Annotated in this window: 24 protein-coding genes; 14 read left to right on the forward strand and 10 right to left on the reverse strand. The window is 61.2% G+C overall.

Going from position 1 to position 21,158, the window contains the following annotated elements; all coding sequences use genetic code 11:
• Nucleotides 1–153 precede the first annotated feature (153 nt).
• A complete protein-coding gene (locus tag GVK95_RS14750; RefSeq protein ID WP_159950906.1) occupies nucleotides 154–579 on the forward strand; it encodes a PACE efflux transporter in 426 nt (141 codons plus the stop codon).
• A gap of 33 nt (nucleotides 580–612) precedes the next feature.
• The gene (locus GVK95_RS14755) at nucleotides 613–1,524 is read left to right on the forward strand and encodes a PhzF family phenazine biosynthesis protein (RefSeq protein ID WP_159950908.1); all 912 of its coding nucleotides are present in this window, start codon (nucleotides 613–615) and stop codon (nucleotides 1,522–1,524) included.
• A 5-nt stretch (nucleotides 1,525–1,529) separates the two neighbouring features.
• Here the strand turns inward: GVK95_RS14755 and GVK95_RS25050 are convergent, their stop codons facing one another.
• Nucleotides 1,530–1,691, reverse strand: a complete 162-nt coding sequence (locus GVK95_RS25050) for a hypothetical protein (RefSeq protein ID WP_200844293.1) — start codon at nucleotides 1,689–1,691, stop codon at nucleotides 1,530–1,532.
• A gap of 176 nt (nucleotides 1,692–1,867) precedes the next feature.
• Between GVK95_RS25050 and GVK95_RS14760 the strand changes: the two genes are divergently transcribed.
• The 4 genes from GVK95_RS14760 to GVK95_RS14775 all read left to right on the forward strand — a co-directional run bounded on the left by GVK95_RS14760 (nucleotide 1,868) and on the right by GVK95_RS14775 (nucleotide 5,442).
• Nucleotides 1,868–3,160 (forward strand): MFS transporter, encoded by a 1,293-nt coding sequence (locus tag GVK95_RS14760; protein ID WP_159950910.1) that lies wholly within the window; start codon nucleotides 1,868–1,870, stop codon nucleotides 3,158–3,160.
• The gene (locus GVK95_RS14765; RefSeq protein WP_159950912.1) at nucleotides 3,157–3,351 is read left to right on the forward strand and encodes a DUF1192 domain-containing protein; all 195 of its coding nucleotides are present in this window, start codon (nucleotides 3,157–3,159) and stop codon (nucleotides 3,349–3,351) included. Before GVK95_RS14760 ends, GVK95_RS14765 begins: the two co-directional genes overlap by 4 nt.
• Before the next feature lie 362 nt (nucleotides 3,352–3,713).
• Nucleotides 3,714–4,229, forward strand: coding sequence for a DUF1465 family protein (locus tag GVK95_RS14770; RefSeq protein ID WP_007607063.1), 516 nt, complete (start codon nucleotides 3,714–3,716; stop codon nucleotides 4,227–4,229).
• Nucleotides 4,230–4,374: 145 nt separating this feature from the next.
• On the forward strand, nucleotides 4,375–5,442 hold the full coding sequence (locus GVK95_RS14775) for a patatin-like phospholipase family protein (RefSeq protein ID WP_159950914.1): 1,068 nt from the start codon (nucleotides 4,375–4,377) through the stop codon (nucleotides 5,440–5,442).
• An 87-nt stretch (nucleotides 5,443–5,529) separates the two neighbouring features.
• On the opposite strand, the gene rpmE is transcribed toward GVK95_RS14775, so the two are convergent.
• Entirely contained in the window at nucleotides 5,530–5,751 is a 222-nt protein-coding gene (gene rpmE / locus GVK95_RS14780) for a 50S ribosomal protein L31 (protein WP_159950916.1), read from the reverse strand.
• A gap of 190 nt (nucleotides 5,752–5,941) precedes the next feature.
• On the opposite strand from rpmE, the gene GVK95_RS14785 reads away from it, so the two are divergent.
• Both GVK95_RS14785 and GVK95_RS14790 read left to right on the forward strand, forming a co-directional pair.
• The gene (locus GVK95_RS14785; RefSeq protein WP_159950918.1) at nucleotides 5,942–7,744 is read left to right on the forward strand and encodes an ABC transporter transmembrane domain-containing protein; all 1,803 of its coding nucleotides are present in this window, start codon (nucleotides 5,942–5,944) and stop codon (nucleotides 7,742–7,744) included.
• Between the two features lie 233 nt (nucleotides 7,745–7,977).
• Nucleotides 7,978–8,955 (forward strand): tripartite tricarboxylate transporter substrate binding protein, encoded by a 978-nt coding sequence (locus GVK95_RS14790; protein WP_200844295.1) that lies wholly within the window; start codon nucleotides 7,978–7,980, stop codon nucleotides 8,953–8,955.
• 39 nt (nucleotides 8,956–8,994) lie between these two features.
• Here GVK95_RS14790 and GVK95_RS14795 read toward each other — a convergent pair whose 3' ends face one another.
• The 7 genes from GVK95_RS14795 to GVK95_RS14825 form a co-directional block, all read right to left on the reverse strand.
• Nucleotides 8,995–10,641 (reverse strand): FAD-binding dehydrogenase, encoded by a 1,647-nt coding sequence (locus GVK95_RS14795; RefSeq protein WP_159950922.1) that lies wholly within the window; start codon nucleotides 10,639–10,641, stop codon nucleotides 8,995–8,997.
• A gap of 90 nt (nucleotides 10,642–10,731) precedes the next feature.
• Nucleotides 10,732–11,763 (reverse strand): peptidoglycan -binding protein, encoded by a 1,032-nt coding sequence (locus GVK95_RS14800; protein ID WP_159950924.1) that lies wholly within the window; start codon nucleotides 11,761–11,763, stop codon nucleotides 10,732–10,734.
• A complete protein-coding gene (locus GVK95_RS14805; protein ID WP_159950926.1) occupies nucleotides 11,764–12,810 on the reverse strand; it encodes a flagellar motor protein MotA in 1,047 nt (348 codons plus the stop codon).
• Between the two features lie 101 nt (nucleotides 12,811–12,911).
• Nucleotides 12,912–13,712 carry an inositol monophosphatase family protein gene (locus GVK95_RS14810; RefSeq protein WP_159950928.1) on the reverse strand — a complete coding sequence of 267 codons (801 nt, stop codon included), beginning with the start codon at nucleotides 13,710–13,712 and terminating at the stop codon, nucleotides 12,912–12,914.
• Between the two features lie 142 nt (nucleotides 13,713–13,854).
• Entirely contained in the window at nucleotides 13,855–15,132 is a 1,278-nt protein-coding gene (locus GVK95_RS14815; RefSeq protein ID WP_159950930.1) for a DUF4010 domain-containing protein, read from the reverse strand.
• A 43-nt stretch (nucleotides 15,133–15,175) separates the two neighbouring features.
• On the reverse strand, nucleotides 15,176–16,396 hold the full coding sequence (locus tag GVK95_RS14820; protein ID WP_244618776.1) for a tetratricopeptide repeat protein: 1,221 nt from the start codon (nucleotides 16,394–16,396) through the stop codon (nucleotides 15,176–15,178).
• Nucleotides 16,397–16,404: 8 nt separating this feature from the next.
• The gene (locus GVK95_RS14825; RefSeq protein ID WP_159950932.1) at nucleotides 16,405–17,061 is read right to left on the reverse strand and encodes a thiamine phosphate synthase; all 657 of its coding nucleotides are present in this window, start codon (nucleotides 17,059–17,061) and stop codon (nucleotides 16,405–16,407) included.
• 388 nt (nucleotides 17,062–17,449) lie between these two features.
• Between GVK95_RS14825 and GVK95_RS14830 the strand changes: the two genes are divergently transcribed.
• Complete coding sequence (locus GVK95_RS14830) at nucleotides 17,450–17,710, forward strand: metalloregulator ArsR/SmtB family transcription factor (RefSeq protein WP_007607109.1); 261 nt, start codon at nucleotides 17,450–17,452, stop codon at nucleotides 17,708–17,710.
• A gap of 154 nt (nucleotides 17,711–17,864) precedes the next feature.
• On the opposite strand, the gene GVK95_RS14835 is transcribed toward GVK95_RS14830, so the two are convergent.
• Complete coding sequence (locus tag GVK95_RS14835) at nucleotides 17,865–18,041, reverse strand: DUF465 domain-containing protein (RefSeq protein ID WP_007607112.1); 177 nt, start codon at nucleotides 18,039–18,041, stop codon at nucleotides 17,865–17,867.
• A 235-nt stretch (nucleotides 18,042–18,276) separates the two neighbouring features.
• On the opposite strand from GVK95_RS14835, the gene GVK95_RS14840 reads away from it, so the two are divergent.
• The 5 genes from GVK95_RS14840 (at nucleotide 18,277) to GVK95_RS14860 (ending at nucleotide 21,151) form a co-directional block, all read left to right on the forward strand.
• Nucleotides 18,277–18,480 (forward strand): DUF465 domain-containing protein, encoded by a 204-nt coding sequence (locus GVK95_RS14840; RefSeq protein WP_007607114.1) that lies wholly within the window; start codon nucleotides 18,277–18,279, stop codon nucleotides 18,478–18,480.
• 18 nt (nucleotides 18,481–18,498) lie between these two features.
• Complete coding sequence (gene purE, locus GVK95_RS14845; RefSeq protein WP_159950934.1) at nucleotides 18,499–18,999, forward strand: 5-(carboxyamino)imidazole ribonucleotide mutase; 501 nt, start codon at nucleotides 18,499–18,501, stop codon at nucleotides 18,997–18,999.
• Entirely contained in the window at nucleotides 18,996–20,060 is a 1,065-nt protein-coding gene (locus tag GVK95_RS14850; protein WP_159950936.1) for a 5-(carboxyamino)imidazole ribonucleotide synthase, read from the forward strand. Before purE ends, GVK95_RS14850 begins: the two co-directional genes overlap by 4 nt.
• Nucleotides 20,061–20,238: 178 nt before the next feature.
• A complete protein-coding gene (ykgO, locus tag GVK95_RS14855) occupies nucleotides 20,239–20,364 on the forward strand; it encodes a type B 50S ribosomal protein L36 (protein ID WP_007607121.1) in 126 nt (41 codons plus the stop codon).
• Between the two features lie 118 nt (nucleotides 20,365–20,482).
• Entirely contained in the window at nucleotides 20,483–21,151 is a 669-nt protein-coding gene (locus tag GVK95_RS14860) for a hypothetical protein (protein ID WP_159950938.1), read from the forward strand.
• Nucleotides 21,152–21,158 lie beyond the last annotated feature (7 nt).

Raw genomic sequence — 21,158 nt, forward strand, 5'->3', positions numbered from 1 at the left:
CAAAGACGACACCTTAAACAAAGTTGCATCAGCGCAATGAACCACTCACCCTTGCCCCTGCCACCCCTTCACCCTATATAAGCCTTCGAGGACGACCTCCCCACCATGGGCACGATTGCGGGACGACCCGGCTATCATTTCCGGGAGTTTCCCATGCGTACCACCAGCGACCGTATCCGCCACGCCATCAGCTTCGAGCTGGTAGGCCTTGCCCTCGTCATCCCGCTCGGCGCCTTGGCATTCGCAATGCCGGTATCCGATATCGGTGTCGTCGGCATCGGCAGCGCCACCATCGCGACGCTGTGGAACTATCTCTACAATATCGGCTTCGATCACCTGATGCAGCGCATCGTCGGCACGACGCAAAAGTCGCTCGCCATCCGGGTTGTGCACGCCGTTGCCTTCGAGGCCGGACTTCTGCTGGTGCTGATGCCCTTCATCGCCTGGTATCTCGGCATCAGCCTGTGGCAGGCGCTGGTGATGGACGTCGCCTTCGCACTGTTTTACATGGTCTACGCCTTCGTCTTCAACTGGACCTACGACCGTATCTTCCCGGTCGCGGCCTGGAAAACGAACTGACACCCGAAGATCCAGCAAAAGCCGGAACACCTTATGCGCGAAATCCCCTTCGTCACCGTCGATGTCTTTACCGACCATCGCTTCTCCGGCAATCCGCTGGCGGTCATCACCGATGCGAGGGGATTGAGCGATGAGGACATGCAGAGGATCGCCACCGAATTCGGCTACTCTGAAACGACCTTCGTCCTGCCGGCCAAGGATCCGGCCAACAGCGCCGAAGTCCGCATCTTCACGCCGGTGACCGAAGTTCCGTTTGCCGGCCACCCGAATGTCGGCACGGCCTTTGTCCTGGCCGGCATGGGGGAAATCTTCGGCCATACGCTTTCCGACCGGTTGCGCTTCGAGGAAAAGGCTGGCCTCGTCGAGATCGCCGTGCAACGCGACGGCCATGGACGTGTCGCGACGACGACCATCCGTGCACCCGGCCCGTTGACCATCGGCGCCAGCATTCCGGCCGAGCAGATGGCACCATGCCTGGGCCTCTACCCGCAAGACATCCGCACCACGTCCCATCTGCCGACCTTCGCGTCTGTCGGCCTGAAATTCATCCTGATCGAGGTCGTCAATCTGGATGCACTCGCCCGCGCGGCCTCGCGCATCGAGCCGATCAAAGCCTTGTGCGAAACATATGCCGACGAACACTGCGACTGCGCCACCTTCCTCTATACGTGGATTGGCGAAAACCACGTTCGCGCCCGCATGTTTGCCCCGCTGGACAATGTCGCCGAGGATCCGGCGACAGGCAGCGCTTCCGCAGCGCTCGGCGCCTACCTGACGACACTCGTGACATATCCCGAAAGCAGACCCCTTCTCGTCGAACAGGGCGTCGAGATGGGTCGCCGCAGCCTGATCCAGCTTCAGGTGAATGTCACCTACGGGCGTTTTTCCGACGTCACGGTTTCGGGCGCCTCGGTCGAGGTGATGCGTGGCACGATCAGCCTCTGAACAAGTCAGGTCAGGTCGCGAGCCAGAAGCGTGATCGACCAGATGGCGAAGGCGACCACGGCAAGTTTCCAGAAATCGCCACGCCTGCGCAAACCGGGCAGGCCCAGCGGCTTGATCACCTGGATGAGCATCGCAAGGATCAAAAAGGCGGAGATGGCTTTGGTCATCATTCTTCCCAGGTGTCCGACGCATGCGGCCACAACGCCGTCACTTTTGCCTTCCAGAAAGAATTTCTGCAAGCCGCTGATCCATTCAGACAACAGTAGGAACATGCATTTACTGTGACGTTGTAGTTCGCGCTCCGCTCGGAAGCCCTGCCAACCCCAATCGACAAGACATTGCCATGAGACGAAATCTTTTGCCGGTTGCGGCCCTCCTTCTGGGCACGCTCTTCCTCTTCCTTGGAAACGGATTGCACGGTCTTCTTCTTCCCGTCCGCGGCGCCGTCGAGGGCTATTCCAACGAGGTGCTCGGCCTGCTCGGCACGTCCTGGGCAACCGGATTCGTCATCGGCTGTTTCGCCGCCCCCAAGCTCGTCATGCGCGTCGGCCATGTCCGCGCCTTTTCCACCTTTGTGTCGCTGATTGCCGTCATCGCGCTGTTGACCGGCATCGTGGTCGATGCGCATTGGTGGGTGCTCCTGCGCGCCATCACCGGCTTTTGTACCGCCGGCACATCGATGATCGTCGAAAGCTGGCTGAACGAGCGCGCAACGAACGAGAGCCGGGGCATGATCTTTTCGCTCTACATCTCGATCACGCTGCTCGGCGTCGTCGGGGGACAGATGATGGTTGGCGTCTTCGATCCCGAAACCACCATCCTCTTCATGATCTGCGGCATCGTCTATTGTTTCGCCATCATGCCGACGACCATGTCGACGGCCGCAACCCCGCAGCCGCTGAAATCGGTGAAGATCGATCTGCCGAACCTCTACCGCAATTCACCTGTCTCCTTCATCGGCATCCTGCTCATCGGCATTGCCAATGGCGCCTATGGCACGCTCGGCGCAGTGTTCGGCACCCGTGCCGGCCTAGATGCAGGCACCATCGCCATCATGCTGTCCGTCACCATCTTCCTGGGCGCCTTGATGCAGTTCCCGGCCGGCAAGCTCTCCGACCGCATCGATCGCCGCTACGTGCTGGCGGCCCTTTCGCTGCTGGCAGCGCTTGCCGCCCTGATCCTGCTGATCTTCCGTCCGACTGACCCCGGCATGATGATCCTCTTTGTCGCGATCTATGGTGCGGCGGCCAACGCCCTCTATCCGATCGCCGTCGCCCATGCGAACGACTTCGCCGGCGCCGACGAATTTGTGAAGGTCTCCGGCGGCTTGCTGCTGCTGTTTGGTATCGGCACCATCATCGGGCCGACACTCGGTGGTCCGGTGATGACCTTGATGGGACCCTATGCGCTGTTTGCCGTCACTGCATTCGCACATCTGACGCTATCGGCCTACGCGATCTATCGCAGTCGCCTGCGTGCAGCGATCCCGGCCGCCGATCGTGACAACATGCCAAACCTGCCGATCAGCGCCTCGCCCATGGGCACCGCCGAAAGCCTGTCGCTGGATCCACGCGCCACGCCTTTGCCCGATCACGACGGCCAGGAGCCCGCAGCGGGCGAAGAGGTGCGCACATGAACCGCGATGACGAACCGCGTCTGACCACGACGAAACACGAGATCGGCGCGGAACTGTCGGCGATCTCGGCTGACGAATTGCGCCAGCGCATCGCGCTGTTGGAGCAGGAAATCGGCCGAATCACGAGCGAGATCGAACGCAAGGAAGCAGGTCGCAAGGCCGCCGATTCCCTGTTCGGACCGAAAGTATAAAACCCGGATATGCGATTGTTCGTCGAGATGGTCTGTAAAGATCCATTTCTCCCGATTGAATTTACTTGGCGTTAACTCTTTTCATGGAAACTAAGCTCGTCCAGTCCTCCTGGATTCAGGCAGTTTCACCTAACGGCGATGGTCTGATTTTCTCCCTGTTTTACCTTGAGAGCCGCGTTTGCGGCTCTTTTTTTGCTTTGCGCCGCAAAGTAACCGCAAAATTGTGGGAATTAACCCTTCCTTAAGAAACGCCTTGCGCATTTGGGGTATTGGTAGCATCGTAGCCTCACCAAATGCGGCAGGAACAAGATCGCACCACTGCCGTTACGTACAATAGTGATGCGTTTTACAGGGAAACATCCATGTCGGAACTCGGGTTGAATACGGTTAGCTTCGCCGGTCGCGCAGCGGCATCCAGCCAGTTCAAGGCGACCTATGCCGAGGGCATGGGCCTGGTCGAAGAAACGGCCGCCTACCTCGACGGTCCTGGCCGCGCCGCCGCAAAGGTCCTGCCGCGTCAGGCATCCGTTCTGTACGCTGCTGAATCCATGCGCCTGACCACCCGCCTGATGCAGATGGCTTCGTGGCTGCTGCTGCAGCGCGCCGTCAACAATGGCGAGATGAGCCGCGATCAAGTTCTGTCGGAAAAGAGCAAGGTACGACTGGACGGCTTCAATGTCGACCGTACGGCACCAGGCTGGCTCGACCTGCCGGAATCCTTCCGTGACCTCGTCGAGCGCTCCCTGCGCCTGCAGAACCGCATCGCCCTGCTCGACCGCGAAATCTATCGCCCGCAGGAAGAAGAATTCCTGCCGGACAACGAAAACAGCGTCCAGGCACAGCTGAACCTGTTGCGCACGGCTTTCAACGCCGGCTGAACGACGCCCCATATGTTCGACAATAAAGCCCGGCATGCGCACGCATGGCCGGGCTTTTTGTTAACCTTGTGCATCAGGGTTGTCGCGCCGATATTTACAACCTTAAATAATCGTGCCACTCTCTTGCAATCCAAGGGAGGACATCATGACGAAGTTCATTCTCTCGATCGACGGCGGCGGTATTCGCGGCGCCGTTCCCGCTGCAGTCCTGACCGTGCTGGAAGACAAGCTCAAGGCCCGCGGCAAGACGCTGCCCCTCTATCGTTACTTCGACCTGATCGCCGGCACATCGACCGGCGCCATCATCGCAGCCGGCCTCACCTGCCCGAAACCACGCCATCCGGATCAGCCGGTTGCCAACGCGGCCATGCTGCTTGAACTGTATCGCAGCAAGGGGCCGTCGATCTTCGACCAGTCCCTGTTCCGCAAGCTTGCCAATCTCGGTGGCCTGCTGGACGAACATTATGACGCGACGGCGCTGGAAAAGATCCTGATCGACATGCTCGGCAAGACGACGGAGATTGCCCAGGCTTTGACCAAGGTACTGATCACCGCCTACGACATCCACACGCGACGGGCAGTCTTCATGACCAATGCTGATCCCGAGCATGAGCGCTTCTATTTCTGGCAGGCGGTGCGCGGCTCCTCGGCAGCCCCAACATATTTCGAACCCGCGCTGGTCGAGGATCTTGCCGCAAGAAGCCGTGGCGAAGTCCCGTCAATCCCGATGATCGATGGTGGTGTCTTCGCCAATGACCCGGCCATGGCCGCCTATGTCGAAGGCAGCAAGCTCGGCTGGCGCGACAATGGCGAGGAGATGATCATCCTTTCGCTCGGAACAGGATCCGCCAACCGCAAGATCCCCTATCAGCAGGCGAAAAACTGGGGTGCCGGCGGCTGGATCAATCCGGCCAATGACACACCACTGATATCCGTCTTCATGCAGGGACAGGCGAGTACCGCGTCCTATCAGCTCAACAAGCTATTGAACCGCACTCCGCCGAAATTTACCGACGGCGCGACCGTGGTCACCACGGCCAATCGCGGGTCGCTGAACTATTTCCGGCTGGACGCGCCACTCGTCGGCGTCAATGACGCACTCGACGATGCAAGCCCCGGCAATATCAAGGCCCTGATCGAATTCGGCATGACGCTCGCGGCAAAGCACGACCTCGCCCTCGAGGAGATTGCCGACCGGCTGGCCGCAATCTGATCGGTACTTGAGGCATCCAATCTGCGGAAACGAAAAAAGCCCGGCTGAAACCGGGCTTTTTTTGTAATCTTGCGGAGTTCGCAGCGATTAGAGGCCGAGGCCGCCGAAACGCTTGTTGAACTTCGAAAGGCGGCCGCCGCGGTCCATCAACTGCTGGTTACCGCCGGTCCATGCCGGATGCGACTTCGGGTCGATTTCGAGGTTCATGGTAGCGTTAGCCGAACCCCAGGTCGAACGCGTTTCATATTCGGTGCCATCGGTCATGACGACTTTGATGACGTGGTATTCTGGATGGATGTCAGCCTTCATAACTCTGTTCCTGCTGTGCCGGTAGGGTCCATTTGCCGCAATTGCGCCAGCGGGACCTATTCAATACATGAAGCCGCAGTCCGATCAGGCCACGGCTTCCCAATTCGATGCCGTGCCTATACATGAAGGGCGCAGGGATAACAAGTGCCACGGCACGAAAGCCTGCAAGCACTGTCAGGAGCAATGTCGAGTGACCTTGGAAGCCGAAAACAACGACAAGAAACGCCGCTCTCTGAAGCCGCTCAGCAGTCTCTTGCCCTATTTGAAACGCTATCGCGGACTGGTCGCCGGCGCCATCCTGTTCCTCGGCCTTGCCGCAGCCACCACGCTTGCCTTGCCGATTGCCATCCGGCGCATGCTCGATCACGGCTTCAATGCCTCCGACAGCGGCTTTATCAACAAATACTTCGCCATGATGATCGTCATGGCCGTGGTCCTCGCAGTTGCCAGCGCCATGCGCTACTATTTCGTCATCACCATTGGCGAGCGCGTCGTCGCCGATCTGCGTCGCGACGTGTTTGCCCATGTGACCCGGCTGTCGCCGTCCTTCTTCGACATCAACCAGTCCGGTGAAATTGTCTCGCGCCTGACCGCGGACACGGTTCAGCTGAAATCCGCAGTCGGCGCCACGGCCTCGCTCGCCCTGCGCAATTCGATTCTCTGTCTCGGCGCGATCGCCATGATGATCTACACCAGCCCGCGCCTGTCGATCATGGTCCTGGCCGCAATCCCGATCATCGTCTTCCCCCTGGTTGCCTTTGGCCGCTCCGTCCGCAAGCGCTCCCGCACAGCCCAGGACACTTTGGCCGAAGCCTCCACCTTTGCCGGTGAAATGATCGGCTCCGCCCGTACCTTGCAGGCCTTCAATGCCGAGGAAATGGCACGCCTGCGTTATGGCTCGGCGGTGGAAAGTGCCTATGAAGCGGCCCGCGCCGCGATCAAGTCGCGGTCGCTTCTGACCGGCGTCGCCATCGCGCTGATCTTCGGCAGCATTGTCGCCGTGCTGTGGTTCGGCGCACAAAGCGTATTGGCCGGCACCATGTCTGCCGGCACGTTGGGCCAGTTCCTGCTCTATTCGGTGATTGCCGGCGGCTCGCTCGGCACGCTGTCGGAAGTCTGGGGCGAACTCTCGCAGGCCTCTGGTGCCGCCGAGCGCCTGACCGAGCTGCTCGCCGAGCATCCGGCCATTGCCGCCCCGGCGCATCCCGCAGTCTTGCCGCAGCCGGCCGAAGGTCGCGTGACATTCGACGGCGTGCGTTTCGCCTACCCGTCCCGCACCACGAAGTCCGCCCTCAAGGGTCTGTCCTTCAACGTCGCGCCCGGCGAGACCGTTGCCATCGTCGGCCCGTCGGGCGCCGGCAAGAGCACCATCTTTTCGCTGATCCTGCGCTTCTACGATCCGTCCGAAGGTAGCGTCTATCTCGACGGCACCGATATCCGCACGGTTGATCCGCAGGCCTTGCGTGCCCGCACGGCGATCGTGCCGCAGGACGTCACCATCTTCGCCTCCTCGATCCACGACAACATCGCCTTCGGTTCGCCAAACGCCGACCGCCGGATGGTCGAGGCGGCCGCGGAAGCAGCCCAGGCAGGCGAATTCATCAACCGGCTGGAGAACGGTTTCGACACAGTGGTCGGCGAACGGGGCATCACCCTGTCCGGCGGCCAGCGCCAGCGTATTGCCATTGCCCGTGCGCTGCTCCGCGACGCCCCCCTGCTGTTGCTCGACGAAGCGACCTCGGCGCTGGATGCCGAAAGCGAGACACTTGTACAGAAAGCCCTCGACGGCCTGATGAGCAACCGCACGACGATCGTCATTGCCCATCGCCTGGCGACCGTCCTCAAGGCTGACCGCATCCTGGTGCTCGACGATGGCCATATCGTCGAACAGGGGACGCATCAGAGCCTGATCCAGCAAGGCGGCCTCTATGCCAAGCTGGCCCGCCTGCAATTCGAGACCGGCGGCCGCGATTTCACCGCCGCGGCGCAATAACGCCCAGGGCAAGAGCAATGCCGATCAGGCAATGAACAGACATGGGTGAATTTTCACCCATGTTTGCGCCTGTTTGGGCAGAAATCCACCCATCACCCGTCAAAGACGTGCACCCGTCCTGCAACCACAGCGCATTGCCGTTGTCCGGTCTCACCGGAACGCGACAATCAAACCGATCCGGACGGGCGCGGGAGGAGCTGTGGCCGCCGGATAGTCAAAACATGACGGGAGGAATGTTCATGTCATTCGTTAAATCCATACTCGCGGCGAGCCTGCTGGCTGGCGTGATGTCGGTCGGACCGGCACAGGCCGAATTCCCCGAGCGCGCTGTCACCCTGGTCGTGCCCTTTGCCGCTGGCGGCTCGACCGATGTCGTCGCACGGGTCATTGCCGAGCGCATGTCGGCCGATCTCGGCCAGCAGGTCGTCGTCCAGAATGTCGGCGGTGCCGGCGGCAGTCTCGGCGCTGGAAATGTCGCACGCGCGGAGCCGGACGGCTACACCATCCTGATGGGTACCGTCGCCACCCATGCGCTCAATCCGCTGATCCTGAAGAACAAGCCGTATGATGCCGAAACCGATTTCGCCCCGGTCTCGCTGCTCGTCGTCGTGCCGAATGTGCTGGTCGTCAACCCGCAACTGCCGGTGAAAGACGTCAAGGAATTGCTCGCCCTGTTGAAGGCCGAGCCGGAGAAATACAGCTATGCCTCGTCCGGCAATGGAACTCCGCTGCATCTGTCAGGCGAATTGTTCAACGCCATGGCGGGCGTCAAGATGCAGCATGTGCCCTACAAGGGGTCCGGCCCTGCCCTGACCGATGTGATCGGCAACCAGGTGCCGATCATGTTCGACAACCTTCCATCTTCCTCCGGCCATATCAAGGCCGGCACATTGCGGGCGCTGGCCGTAACCACGGCCGAACGGGCGCCATCCTTCCCCGACGTGCCGACCATGGCCGAGGCTGGCATTCCCGGCTACGAGACCTATACCTGGAACGCACTGTTTGCCCCGAAAGGCACGCCCAAGGACGTCGTCGACCGGCTGAACGCTTCGGCGAAGGTCGCCATGGCTGATCCCGCTGTCGTCGAGCGCATGAAGGAATTCAGCGCAACGGTCGTCGCATCGAGCCCCGAGGAACTCGCTGCCCACGTCAAGGCCGAAATGGCCAAGTGGACACCGGTCGTGCGTGACGCCAACGTGCAGATGGACTGATTGCGATCTCGGTACGCCCTTAACAAACAGACCGCCGGATCACCCTCCGGCGGCTCTGCCGGCAACACGTCCGGAGAACAGGCAGCCGCCGAGGAAAGTTCCTTCCAGCGCATTGTAGCCATGCATGCCGCCACCGCCGAAGCCTGACACTTCACCCGCCGCATAGAGCCCGGCAATCGGCTTGTTGTCGCGCGACAGAACCCGGCCGTCGAGATCGGTATGCAGCCCGCCAAGGGTCTTGCGGGTCAGGATATGCAGGCGCACCCCGATCAGCGGTCCCGCCTTGGGATCGAGCAGCCGATGCGGCTTGGCGGTGCGCATGAGCTTGTCGCCGAGATAGTTGCGCGCACCGCGAATGGCCGTGACCTGCGCATCCTTGCTGAACTTGTTGTCGATCTCCCGGTCGCGCGCCTCGATCTGCGTCCGGACATGATGTATGCCCAGGCGATGTTCGCCGCTGACCGCGTTCATCGCCGAAATCAGATCCTCCAGCGTGTCGCGGACGACGAAGTCTTCCCCCTTGTCCATGAAGGACTGGACCGGACCCGGCGGGTTCTTGCCGAGCCGCTTCAACAAAAGCGGCAGGTCCTTGTCGGTCAGGTCCGGGTTCTGCTCGGAACCGGAGAGTGCAAATTCCTTCTTGATGATCGCCTTGTTGAGAATGAACCAGGAGTATTCATCCCCGCGTTCCCTAATTGCCTTCAGCGTGGCCAGTGTGTCGAAACCGGGCATGACAGGCGCTGCAAACCGGTTACCATCGGCATCGCACCAGAACGACGATGGACCGGGCAGGATACGGATCCCATGGTTCGGCCAGATCGGATCCCAATTACGCAGACCCTCGGTATAGTGCCACATCCGGTCGCCATTGATGATCTCGCCACCAGCCGCCTGTGTGATCCCCAGCATGCGTCCGTCGACATGGGCCGGCACACCTGCGACCATCGATTTCGGCGGCGGCCCGAGCCGCTCGACCGGCCAGCTCTTGCGCACCAGATCGTGGTTGCCGCCAATGCCACCGGACGCGACGATCACTGCCTCGGCCTTCACCTCGAAACGACCGATCACATTGCGCGAACTGGAGGCACCCCTCGGCGTCGCGTCGCCCGCCAGAACCGAACCGGCAGCCCCCGTCACCGCACCATTGGTGACGACCAGGCGATCCACCTGATGTCGGAACAGGAAGGTGAGCTTGCCGGCATCTGCCGCAGCCCTTGCGCGCTGCACGAAGGGGGCGATCACGCCGGGACCGGTGCCCCAGGTCACATGGAAGCGCGGCACGGAATTACCATGCCCCGTGGCGAGCGCGCCGCCGCGCTCGGCCCAGCCGACCACCGGAAACCAGCTCACCCCTTGTGCTTTCAGCCAGCTCCGCTTTTCACCGGCGGCAAAATGCAGATAGGCCTCGGCCCATTGGCGTGGCCAGAAATCCTCGGTGCGATCGAACCCGGCCGAACCGAACCAGTCCTGCCGCGCCAGATCAAAGCTGTCGCGTATGCCCATCCGCCGCTGCTCGGGACTATCGATGAAGAACAGGCCACCCAGCGACCAGAAGGCCTGGCCACCGAGGTTCTGCTCCCCCTCCTGATCCACAACGCCGACCTTGAGCCCGCGCTCCACGGCCTCGGTGGCGGCGACAAGGCCGGCAAGACCCGCACCGATGACCAGAATATCGAACTGCTGCATGACGTCCTCCAACAGCATGCAGTGTTACGCTTACGCGCACGTAATACAATCCTCAAATAAGGTGGGTCTGGAACTCTCCAGTACCAAATTTCACCGTTCAGTGAGTTTCAGCTCGATGCGACGGTTCTGGGATCGGGCCTCGACACTGTCGCCTTCGGCAATCGGCTGGTTTTCCCCAAAACCTGCTGCGACCAGACGGTTTGCGGGAACCCCCTGGGCAATCAGATATTTGACTACCGAGATCGCGCGTGCAGCCGAAAGCTCCCAGTTGTCGGCGTAGCGCCCCGTTCCGGCGAGCGGCACATTGTCGGTATGCCCGTCGACACGCAGCACCCAGTTGATTTCCGGCGGAATCTCCCGCGCCAGATCAAGCAGGGCCGTGCCCAATTTGGCCATCTCGACCTCACCGGCCGGATTGAGCACATTGCCGCCGGACGGGAAAAGCACCTCCGACTGGAAGACGAAACGGTCACCGACGATGCGGATGTTTTCACGATCCGACAGGATTTCCCGCAGCCGGCCGAAGAAGTCGGACCGGTAGCGGTTCAACTCCTGAACCCGCTGGGCAAGAGCGACATTGAGCCGGCGACCGAGATCGGAAATTTTCGCCTGGGAATTCGCATCCTTGGCTTCCGACGCCTGTAGCGCCTCCTCGATGGCAGCGATCTGCGCCCGCAATGCGGCGATCTGTTGGTTGAGCAGCTCGATCTGGCTCATTGCCCGCGTGCTGACCTGCTTTTCCGCGTCCAGTTCCTGCGTCAGCCTGCCGACTTTCACATTGGCGGCATCGGCAGATCCGGTTCCACTCTCCAGAAGCTGCTGCAAACGGGTGCGCTCGCTTTCCGAGGATGCGAGCGACGACTGCAGGCTGGCCAGCGTATCTTCGAGATCCTGCTTGCCGCTCTTTTCGAGCGCCAGCAACTGGGTCAGTTCGGCAATCTGGCTGTTCAGCCTGTTCAGCACCTCGTCCTTGCCGGAAATCTCCCGGCTCAGGATGAACTGCGCCAGCACGAAGACCGTGAGCAGAAACATGATCGCCAGCAGCAGCGTCGACAGGGCATCGACGAAGCCCGGCCAGTAATCGACGGAGCGCTCCCGGCGCCGGTTGCGGCCGAGCGCCATTTACTTCGTCCCGCCGATCTTGTCGTTCAGCCGGTCGAGCGTCTTGCGCATGGCGCGGGCGTCTTCCTGCTGCGCCTCGATCCAGTCACGCAGCATCTGCTGTTCGTTGCGCATGTTCTTCACCAGCCCCTGGATACCCTCGGCCAGTCCGGCAATCGCGGCAACAGAGCGCTCGCTATTGCTCGTATCGCCGCCTTCGCGGTTGGCGAGCCTTGCGACCTCGACAAGCAGCAGCTTCACATCTTCGCTGGCCACCGCGCCGCTGCCGTCGGAGACAACAGCCAGCTCGGAATCGAGGTCCGTCACGGAAGACAGCCAGTTTTCCAGTTCGGTATAGAAGCGGTTCTGCGCACGACCGGCCTGGAGATCGAGAAAGCCAAGGATCAGCGAGCCGGACAGGCCAAGTAGCGAGGACGAAAACGCAGTACCCATGCCGGCGAGTGGTGCCGTCAGGCCGCTCTTCAACGCGGTCAATACGTCATTGCTGTCGCCGGACGACGGGTCCAGCGACTGGATGACATCGTTGATCGAGGCGATCGTGCCCAGCAGACCCCAGAAGGTGCCGAGCAGGCCGAGAAAGACCAACAGGCCGACGAGATAGCGTGTCGTATCGCGTGATTCATCCAGGCGCGTGCCGATCGAATCGAGAATGGACCGCAGGGCGGTGCTGGAAATCGCCATCGAGCGGCGGCCGCCGATCAGCGATTTCATCGGCGCGAGCAGCCGCGGGTCGCGACCGACGCGGTCGAAATCATTGCCGGCGGCACGGAAGGAGTTGAACCAGCGCACTTCCGGGCGAAGCGCCAGCACATGGTTGAACACCAGGATGATGCCAACCGCCAGGACGCCGAGAATGAGGCCGTTCAGCCCCGGATTGGTGATGAAGGCCGCGTGGGCCTGTCGATACAGAATGGCCGCGATGAAACCGACGATGATCAGGAAGATGATCATTGTGGTGAAGAAAGGCATCGGGCTGGAGAGCTTCTGGCCGTATTCCCCTGCTCGGGTTTCGCCCACTTCCAGGTCCGCCAGCTTCACTTTCGCCATGTGTACTCAACCTCCGGGGAATCTCAGTCCCGAAGGCTAGTAGAAAAATGAGACGAATTGAAGCCGGAAAGCCGCGTCATACAGCCCCGTTTTGAAAGCTTTTATGCCTGCGGTACGGGACGATTAATCACTTCTTCCAAGGCTTTGCGAATATACTCGTTGCCGGCGATCACGGCACCGGTCTCGAACATATCCTGAGTGCCCTTCATGTCCGAGACGAAACCACCGGCTTCGCGGATCAGAAGAACACCGGCGGCAACGTCCCAGATGTTGAGACCGGTTTCCCAGAACCCATCCAGCCGACCGGCTGCGACATAGGCGAGATCGAGGGCAGCAGCCCCCATGCGCCGAACGCCGGAAACTTCGCCCATGACATGGCGCAGTTCGACGAGGAACTTGCCGTGCTGGGGACGGCCGAGATGCGGCACGCCGCAACCGATGACGCAATCCGACAGCACCTTGCGGGCGCCGACGCGGATGCGGCGATCGTTGAGGAAGGCGCCGCCGCCCTTTTCCGTCGTGTAAAGTTCGTCCGTCGCCGGGTTGAAGATCACGCCGGCGACGATCTCGCCATTGCGCTCCAGCGCGATCGAGACGGCAAACTGCGGAATGCCGTGCAGGAAGTTGGTCGCGCCATCAAGCGGATCGACGATCCAGCGATGCGCGCCATCGGTGCCCTTGATCTCTTCGCTTTCCTCGCCGAGGAAACCATAGGTCGGACGCGCCTTCAAAAGCTCCTCGCGCACGATCTTCTCGGCGCGAAAATCGGCCTGCGAAACGAAGTCACCCGGCCCCTTGACGGAGACCTGCAGGTTCTGCACTTCGCCGAAATCGCGCGCCAGCGACTTGCCCGCCTTGATGGCGGACTGAACCATGACGTTGAGAAGAGCTGAACGGGCCATTCGGTGACAATCCTTGAAATTCGGTGGTCGCTTTAAGCAAGCGACGAGAGCGGCGCTTGCGCGCGGCAGCGGTTGCGCGGTTCAAGACCACAAAAATTGCCGGATTTCAAGGGGCAACCCGCCATCCGGCCATGCGCACGGCTCACAGCAGCCCCGCAGCCCAGTGGACCGCCCAGTGGGCCGCCAAGCCGGCACACCCGGCAAGCAGCGAACCGACAGCCACTTTGGCGGCAAAGCTCCGGCTGCCCGTGCCCGCGGCATAGAGCACCTTCGCCGCGATATTGGCAATCACCGCAAGGCTGACCGCCTCGACCGCCACTGCCGGGCTCAGCCGATCCGCCATGCCGGCAATCGTCACCGTGGCCGCATCGACATCGGCAAAGGCCGAAAGCACCGAGACGAGATAAAGCCCGCCATCGCCGAAGACCTGGCTTGCCGCACGCGCCAGAAAAGCGACAGCGGTGATCAGCAGCGCCATGCGGATCACCGCGCCGATTTCGAACGGATTGGCCGGCAGGTCTCCCTCGCCGGCAGGCTCACGCAAGCGCACGAAAAACAGCGCGGCCAGGACCATGACCAGCGCAGCAGTGACAAGCCCCGGCAGGACGGACCATCCCAGCGAGGGCGATAGCGCCAGCATCAGAAACATGGTGCGGATCAGCGACACGGCGCCGGCAACCAGTGCCCCGGCGGCAAGCCCCGCTGACGAGCCTGCACTCACGCTTCGCCGTGCAAGGGCAAGTGTCGTTCCTGTCGAGGAGACCAGACCGCCGACGGCGCCGGCCGCCAGATCCCCTTGCCCCTGGCCAAGCAGACGCACCGCGACATAGCCGACATAGGAGATCGACGCGAGCGCGATGACCAGCACCACCAGAGTACGCGGAGACACCCCGCCGAATGGTCCCACTGGCTCAGCCGGGATCAGCGGCAGGAGCACGAATGTCATGGCCAGAAGAACGACCGCCGAGCGCAGCTCTTCCCATTTCAACCGCCGGATCGCCCCGTGCAGGAATTCGCGGCTCGCCAGAACAGCAACCATGGCCGCACCGCCGGCGGACGCCAGCACCATGTCGCCAATGACCGAGAGCGTGCCCAGGCCGAATGTCGTGACGGCGGCAATCACGGTCGTGGCGCTGAAGGATTTCTGCGCCTGCGCTTCCATCAGGCCGAAGCGCAGGATGATCGCGGTGACGCAGAGCAGGAAACCGGTCACGACCAGCCCTGGAAAATGCGTCGCCGCAACGGCCTGCTCTATCAGCCCCGCAAGGCCGCCTGTCATTCCGATCAGGGTAAAGGTCCGGATCCCAGCCGTGCGTCCGCCCTCAGGCTCATCACGCTCGCGCCAATGACGCTCGACGCCCACGGCAGCACCGATGGCGATCGCAAGGCCCAGACGCTGGAACAGATCGAAGATGTCCATGCCACCGCTCCCCCAAAGCGGTCGTATTCCGGATCGAAACGTATCAACTCCGACGGAAACGATTGGCCCCGTCGATCGCCTGCTTCTGCTGCTCCTCGTTGAGACCGAGATAGAAGTCCTCAAGGGCTGGATCCGTCAGGCCGGCACGACGCGACAGCACATACCATTTGGCAGCCTCGACCGGATCCGGCCGTGTGCCGAGTGCATTGATATAAAGATGCGACAGCCGGTTCTGCGCCACCACATTGCCGCGCTTGGCGGCAATGCTCAGCCAACGGAAGCCCTCGTCATAATCGCGCGGGCCATTGATGCCATTGACCAGCCAGATACCGATATCGAGCTGGGCCGTATCGAAACCGGCCTTTGCCGCCCGCTCAAGCCAGTCGCGGGCCTTGGCCTTCTTCTCTTCAGGCACATCCTTCAGCGCCGTATAGACCTGGGCCAGCGCATATTGTGCATCGGCAATGCCCTGCTCGGACGCCTTTTCGTAATAGGGCATGGCCATGGTCAGGCCACGGACGCCCGGATTGTCCGACACCAGGATCTGCGCCCAGTTGAACTGCGCCGAGCCATTGCCGGCATCGGCGGCGTTGCGCATGTATTCGTCGGCCTTTGCCTTGTCGCGGGGGACATATTTTCCCTCCATCAACAGTAGGGCATATTTGAACATTGCCGAGGGTTCGCCGCCCTGCGCCGCCTGGCCATACCAGAAACTTGCACCTTTCAGGTCTCGCTTGACGCCAAGCCCGCGCGACATGATCTCCGCCAGCAATGTCTGCGCCGCCGGATCACCGAGTTGCGCACGCGGCAGCGCCTTGTCGACCGCCGTCAGAAACAGGCCGCGCTGGAAAGCGCCATAAGCCTCGTCCGGTTCCCCGGAGAATTCCTTTTCCTTCGGCGGATCAGGCAGCGGCGTTCCCATGCGCAGATAGATGTTGATCCCCTGCAATTCCTCTTCGCGATCGCCGTTGCCGTCCTTGCCAGTCTTGCCATCCTTGCCCTGCTCACGTCCGGATTTGATTTCCGGTTGCCTGGCATCACGATCGGCACGGTCCAGCGTCGTCGCATCCCCGTCGCTGCTGCTTGGTCGCTGACCGCGATCAATCGTTCCGGCATCCTCTGGCTCTGCAGGCCGGATTGCCGGCGCGTCACCAATCTCCAGGCCATCCTCTGTATCCTGCGCATAAACAGCAGGCGCCATCGCGAGGGCGAGCCCCGTAAAAGCGGCGAGAATCAGACGATGGAAGAACAAGGATTGGCGCATGGAGCGGTTCAATCTTCAAACCGTGGCGCTTTTTCGTCCAGTTCGGCATTCACCTGGGAAACAATCGTCGCAGCCGCTGCCGGATCGTCGAAAACCGCCTTGCCGAGCGCCACGAACTCGGAACCGCTCTCGGCGACGACCACAGCGGACGAAGGATCAATACCGCCCATGACAATGCAGGGAATGGCGATCATTGCCGACCACCATTCGCCAAGCGCCGTATTCTTCGAATGCGCTTCCGGCTTGATATCGCCATCGAGCTTGCCGAAGAAGATGTAGTCGGGCTGTGCTTCGCCCATCTCCAGCGCATGATGGCGGTCCATCGCATTGCCACCACCGACGATCATCTTCGGCGTATGGCTCTCGACGGCCTCCTTCAGAGCCGCTGCATTGCCACTGATATGCAGTCCGTCCGCCTTCACCCGGCCGGCAACCCGGCTGTTGTCGACGATCAGCGCCGCGGCACCCGCCTCCTGGATCACCGGAACCAGCAGTTCGGCATGTTTCTGGAATGTCGCGTCGTCCAGTGCATATTGCGGAATGATCACGGAAGCGACATCGCCGCCGCGCAATGCATCGCCGAGAACACGGGCCTGTTCGGCGGCATCCGCCATATCAGGGACGATCAGCACGAGGCGGCAGCGATCTTGTTTCTTCTTGGTCATCGATGGTTCCGTTTCCGGGTGTTTCCGCAACCTGCGGAACACACCCTCGTTGTATCTCATGAAATCCGATAGACCGCTCTCCTGCAAGGATCAACCGGACAATGCGCATGGAGCTGAACTTCTATGCTGTCGCCTCGCTACAATCGCCCCTGTTGGCAGCAAGAAGACGTCGCCAGGACCAGCATCGCAGCCTGAAACAAGCGCCGCCGCCGAAGGCGTGATCAAAGCACGCGTTTCTACTCATTGATGTAGCGGCACACCTGTTCATCCCAGGAGAAAGCCGCTCCGCACCAGCATCCTGGCACTGATCGGCTCCATCCGCCCGAAAGCCCTGCTGCAGCGCACATTCGCGCTTGCCGCGCATTCGCCTTTGACATAACCTTTTCCCATGACCAACGCGGATCCTTTCACGGCTATCGCAGACCCGAACAGGCGTCACATCCTGGAGGATCTGCGTCGATCGCCGAAGACCGTGAATGACCTCGCCAAGACGCTGCCGATCAGCCGCCCGGCCGTCTCGCAGCACCTCAAAGCCCTTTTGGATTGCGGCCTGGTCGACGTGAAGGCTGAAGGCACCCGCCGCATCTACTGCGTCAACCGTCCGGGTTTCGACCGGATGAACCTCTGGCTCGATCAATTCTGGTCCTGAGCCGTGCTTGTTCACCGCAGAGCCTTTGTTCCCCACAGGATGCAGACAAAATAAAAGCCCCGAAGTCGATGTGAACTCCGGGGCCGAAAAATGGTGGCTGCTTCACTCAGTACATCGGGTCCGGATTATCCGGAGCCGGCGCAGCCACATCCTGTCAGTGTCGGGTGGAGGCCTTCAGGCGTTCCATTTCATCCTTAAGACGCAGCTTAAGACGCTTCAATTCGGCGATATGTTCATCGTTGACGGAGGGGGATGCAAGAGCGGTATGGAGCCTTTCCTCCAAAGCACCGTGCTTCTTTTCCAGCGATTCAAGATGAGCCTGCATGGTCATTTGATGCGTCCTTCCTTATTGGCCTACTTCCAGCTCTCTCCACTGGAGTTTCAGGCTTTACGAACGTAATGTGACACGAAGAATGCGGTTTGTCGAAGGCAAAGAACCCATTTCATTGCGGCAAAAACGCAGACAAGGATAACTTCCCGTTACCGGTATTTGGTGATAGGAGCTTGCGCGAATCTACCGTGCATCCTTAAAGAAAGTGCACGAGGCGGCAATCGGGGAACAAACAATGGCCGATCAGGAACAGGCGGACGTCAGGCTCGCACTGGCACGGCTTCGCCAGGAGCACGAGGACTATGACGTCGCCATCAATGCGATGATCTCGACCGGTTGCGATGCCCTGAGAATCCAGCGAATGAAAAAGAAGAAATTGTCCATCAAGGACAAGATCACCTCGATCGAGGATCAGATCATTCCGGACATCATCGCCTGACCGCACAAAGGAAATCCGATGACAGCTGAGTGCCCACCCGTCGCCATCATCATGGGAAGCCAGTCCGACTGGGAGACGATGAAAAACGCTGCGGACACGCTGGACGCGCTCGGCGTCAACTATGAAGCCCGCATCGTGTCTGCCCATCGCACACCCGATCGCATGTATGCCTTTGCCAAGGGCGCGCGCGATGAAGGTTTCAAGATCATCATCGCCGGTGCCGGAGGCGCCGCCCACCTGCCCGGAATGGTCGCTTCGCTGTCGCCCCTGCCGGTTTTCGGTGTGCCGGTGCAGTCCAAGACCATGTCCGGCCTCGACAGTCTTTATTCGATCGTCCAGATGCCGGCCGGCATTCCCGTCGGCACGCTGGCCATCGGCCGCGCCGGCGCCGTCAACGCCGCGCTGCTTGCGGCCCGCGTTCTTGCCCTGCACGACGACGACCTGACCGAACGGCTCGACGACTGGATCGAGCGCCAAGCCGGATCTGTCGCCGACTATCCGATGGACGAAACTCCATGACCATTCGCACGATCGGCATCATCGGCGGCGGCCAGCTTGGCCGCATGCTCGCCATGGCCGCAGCACGGCTTAACTACCGCACCATCATCCTCGAGCCGCAGGCAGACAGCCCGGCGGCACAGGTGGCCAACGCCCAGATCACCGCCGCCTATGACGATCCGCAAGCGCTGGCAGAACTGGCAAAGCTGTGCGACGTCGTCACCTACGAATTCGAAAACGTGCCGGTCACGGCAGTCGAACGGCTGGCTGCAAGCGTTCCGGTCTACCCGCCGGCAAAGGCGCTGGAAGTTGCCCAGGACCGCGTCACCGAAAAACGTTTCCTCAACGCCTCGGGCATCGAGACGGCACGCTTTCACGCCATCGACAGCCAGACCGACCTCGAAGCGGCATTGGCCGATTTCGGCGGCGAAGGCGTCTTGAAGACCCGCCGCTTCGGCTACGACGGCAAGGGTCAGAAGGTTTACCGCAAGGGTGACACGGCCGAAGGCGGCTATGCGGCCCTCGGCCCCGTTCCGCTGATCCTTGAAAGCTTCGTGCCTTTCGTTCGCGAAGTGTCAATCATCGCCGCCCGTGGTGCCGATGGCGAGGTGCGGGCCTACGACCCGACCGAGAACGTCCACCGCAACGGCATCCTGCACACATCGACGCTTCCGGCCGCAATCCCGGCAGAAACGGCGATTGCCGCGCGTGAGGCTGCGACCAGGCTGCTCAACGGCCTCGACTATGTCGGTGTTGTCGGGATGGAGTTCTTCGTGCTCGCCGATGGCGGCCTGATCGCCAACGAGATCGCACCGCGCGTGCACAATTCCGGCCACTGGACAGAGGCCGCCTGCGTCGTCTCGCAGTTCGAGCAGCATATCCGCGCCGTGGCCGGCATGCCGCTCGGTGATCCGTCGCGCCACTCCGACTGCGTGATGACGAATCTGATCGGTGACGACATTGATTCCGTGCCGGCATGGCTCGCCCGCAGCAATGTCCTTGTGCACCTCTACGGAAAAACCGAAGCCCGCCCCGGTCGCAAGATGGGGCATGTGACGGAAATAATGTCGATTAAAGCCTGAATTTCCGGGAATATTCGCTGCTTCTAGCGCGCATTTCCGGCATTGAAGGTTGACATGACCGGGCTGGTCGCGGTAATTGCGGCCAACTCTTCAGGGATGCGCCCGGGCGGCGCTCTTTTGATTGTTTTTGGCAGCGGGCGAATAAACCATTCCCCGACAATTGTTGTGGACCAGGAAAATGAAGATCAAGAACTCGCTGAAAGCGCTTAAGGCCCGTCACCGCGACAACCGTCTGGTTCGCCGCAAGGGTCGTGTTTACATCATCAACAAGATGAACCCGCGCTTCAAGGCTCGTCAGGGCTGAGGTTTCGGCGCAGCCTTCGTGGCGCGCCATGCCTGTGGGAATACCCCGCCGTACAGACGGCGTGTTGATTTCGTAAATTTGAGTTTGAAAGAAGGCGCAGAGGGATTATCGTCCCGGTATGCGCCTTCTTTCGTTGCGACTCACCTCGACCGCCCTGACGCTCCCCGCCCTGCTCCCGAGCCTGCTCATCGCAGGAATTGCGGTTGCTCAGGTGCCTGATCAACCGTTTCCGGGGACAAGACCATCGGAACAGCCTTCGGTCGAGCAGGCGCCGGTCGAACAGGTGCCGCTCAAGGCAGCAGAAAAACCACGCGATCTCGACGGCATGCTGGCAGCACTCAAGCGCGAACGCAGTCCGCAGATTGCCCGGCAGCTGGCCAATTCCGTCATGGCCAAGTGGAACACGTCGCAAAGCCCGACCGCCGACCTGCTGCTCGAATGGGCGAAGAAGGCGACCGACGAAAAGCGGACCGCCGCCGCCCTCGATTTTCTCGACCAGGCAATCGCCCTGAACCCGGATTTTGTCGGCGCATGGAACCAGCGTGCAACGCTCCACTACACCATGGGCAACTACAAGAAATCCGTCTCCGACATCAACAAGGTGCTGGAACTGGAACCGCGCCACTTCGGCGCGCTGGCGGGTCTTGCCGCCATCCTTTCCGAGCGCGGCAGTCAGGAGGCCGCGCTGAAGGCCTGGGAACGGTATCTCGAGATCTATCCGGCCGACCGCGAGGCGCAGGAATTCGTCATCACGATCTCCGAAGAACTGGCCGGGACCCGGACCTGAGGCTTTA

Source organism: Rhizobium sp. 18065 (genome assembly GCF_902706095.1).
Classification (GTDB): domain Bacteria; phylum Pseudomonadota; class Alphaproteobacteria; order Rhizobiales; family Rhizobiaceae; genus Allorhizobium.

Excerpts from the sequence above, each read along its gene's own strand:
- GVK95_RS14750 (WP_159950906.1), top strand. The coding sequence starts at position 154 with ATGCGTACCACCAGCGACCGTATCCGCCACGCCATCAGCTTCGAGCTG.
- GVK95_RS14755 (WP_159950908.1), top strand. The coding sequence starts at position 613 with ATGCGCGAAATCCCCTTCGTCACCGTCGATGTCTTTACCGACCATCGC.
- GVK95_RS25050 (WP_200844293.1), bottom strand. The coding sequence starts at position 1,691 with ATGACCAAAGCCATCTCCGCCTTTTTGATCCTTGCGATGCTCATCCAG.
- GVK95_RS14760 (WP_159950910.1), top strand. The coding sequence starts at position 1,868 with ATGAGACGAAATCTTTTGCCGGTTGCGGCCCTCCTTCTGGGCACGCTC.
- GVK95_RS14765 (WP_159950912.1), top strand. The coding sequence starts at position 3,157 with ATGAACCGCGATGACGAACCGCGTCTGACCACGACGAAACACGAGATC.
- GVK95_RS14770 (WP_007607063.1), top strand. The coding sequence starts at position 3,714 with ATGTCGGAACTCGGGTTGAATACGGTTAGCTTCGCCGGTCGCGCAGCG.
- GVK95_RS14775 (WP_159950914.1), top strand. The coding sequence starts at position 4,375 with ATGACGAAGTTCATTCTCTCGATCGACGGCGGCGGTATTCGCGGCGCC.
- rpmE (WP_159950916.1), bottom strand. The coding sequence starts at position 5,751 with ATGAAGGCTGACATCCATCCAGAATACCACGTCATCAAAGTCGTCATG.
- GVK95_RS14790 (WP_200844295.1), top strand. The coding sequence starts at position 7,978 with ATGTTCATGTCATTCGTTAAATCCATACTCGCGGCGAGCCTGCTGGCT.
- GVK95_RS14795 (WP_159950922.1), bottom strand. The coding sequence starts at position 10,641 with ATGCAGCAGTTCGATATTCTGGTCATCGGTGCGGGTCTTGCCGGCCTT.
- GVK95_RS14800 (WP_159950924.1), bottom strand. The coding sequence starts at position 11,763 with ATGGCGCTCGGCCGCAACCGGCGCCGGGAGCGCTCCGTCGATTACTGG.
- GVK95_RS14805 (WP_159950926.1), bottom strand. The coding sequence starts at position 12,810 with ATGGCGAAAGTGAAGCTGGCGGACCTGGAAGTGGGCGAAACCCGAGCA.
- GVK95_RS14810 (WP_159950928.1), bottom strand. The coding sequence starts at position 13,712 with ATGGCCCGTTCAGCTCTTCTCAACGTCATGGTTCAGTCCGCCATCAAG.
- GVK95_RS14815 (WP_159950930.1), bottom strand. The coding sequence starts at position 15,132 with ATGGACATCTTCGATCTGTTCCAGCGTCTGGGCCTTGCGATCGCCATC.
- GVK95_RS14820 (WP_244618776.1), bottom strand. The coding sequence starts at position 16,396 with ATGCGCCAATCCTTGTTCTTCCATCGTCTGATTCTCGCCGCTTTTACG.
- GVK95_RS14825 (WP_159950932.1), bottom strand. The coding sequence starts at position 17,061 with ATGACCAAGAAGAAACAAGATCGCTGCCGCCTCGTGCTGATCGTCCCT.
- GVK95_RS14830 (WP_007607109.1), top strand. The coding sequence starts at position 17,450 with ATGACCAACGCGGATCCTTTCACGGCTATCGCAGACCCGAACAGGCGT.
- GVK95_RS14835 (WP_007607112.1), bottom strand. The coding sequence starts at position 18,041 with ATGACCATGCAGGCTCATCTTGAATCGCTGGAAAAGAAGCACGGTGCT.
- GVK95_RS14840 (WP_007607114.1), top strand. The coding sequence starts at position 18,277 with ATGGCCGATCAGGAACAGGCGGACGTCAGGCTCGCACTGGCACGGCTT.
- purE (WP_159950934.1), top strand. The coding sequence starts at position 18,499 with ATGACAGCTGAGTGCCCACCCGTCGCCATCATCATGGGAAGCCAGTCC.
- GVK95_RS14850 (WP_159950936.1), top strand. The coding sequence starts at position 18,996 with ATGACCATTCGCACGATCGGCATCATCGGCGGCGGCCAGCTTGGCCGC.
- ykgO (WP_007607121.1), top strand. The coding sequence starts at position 20,239 with ATGAAGATCAAGAACTCGCTGAAAGCGCTTAAGGCCCGTCACCGCGAC.
- GVK95_RS14860 (WP_159950938.1), top strand. The coding sequence starts at position 20,483 with ATGCGCCTTCTTTCGTTGCGACTCACCTCGACCGCCCTGACGCTCCCC.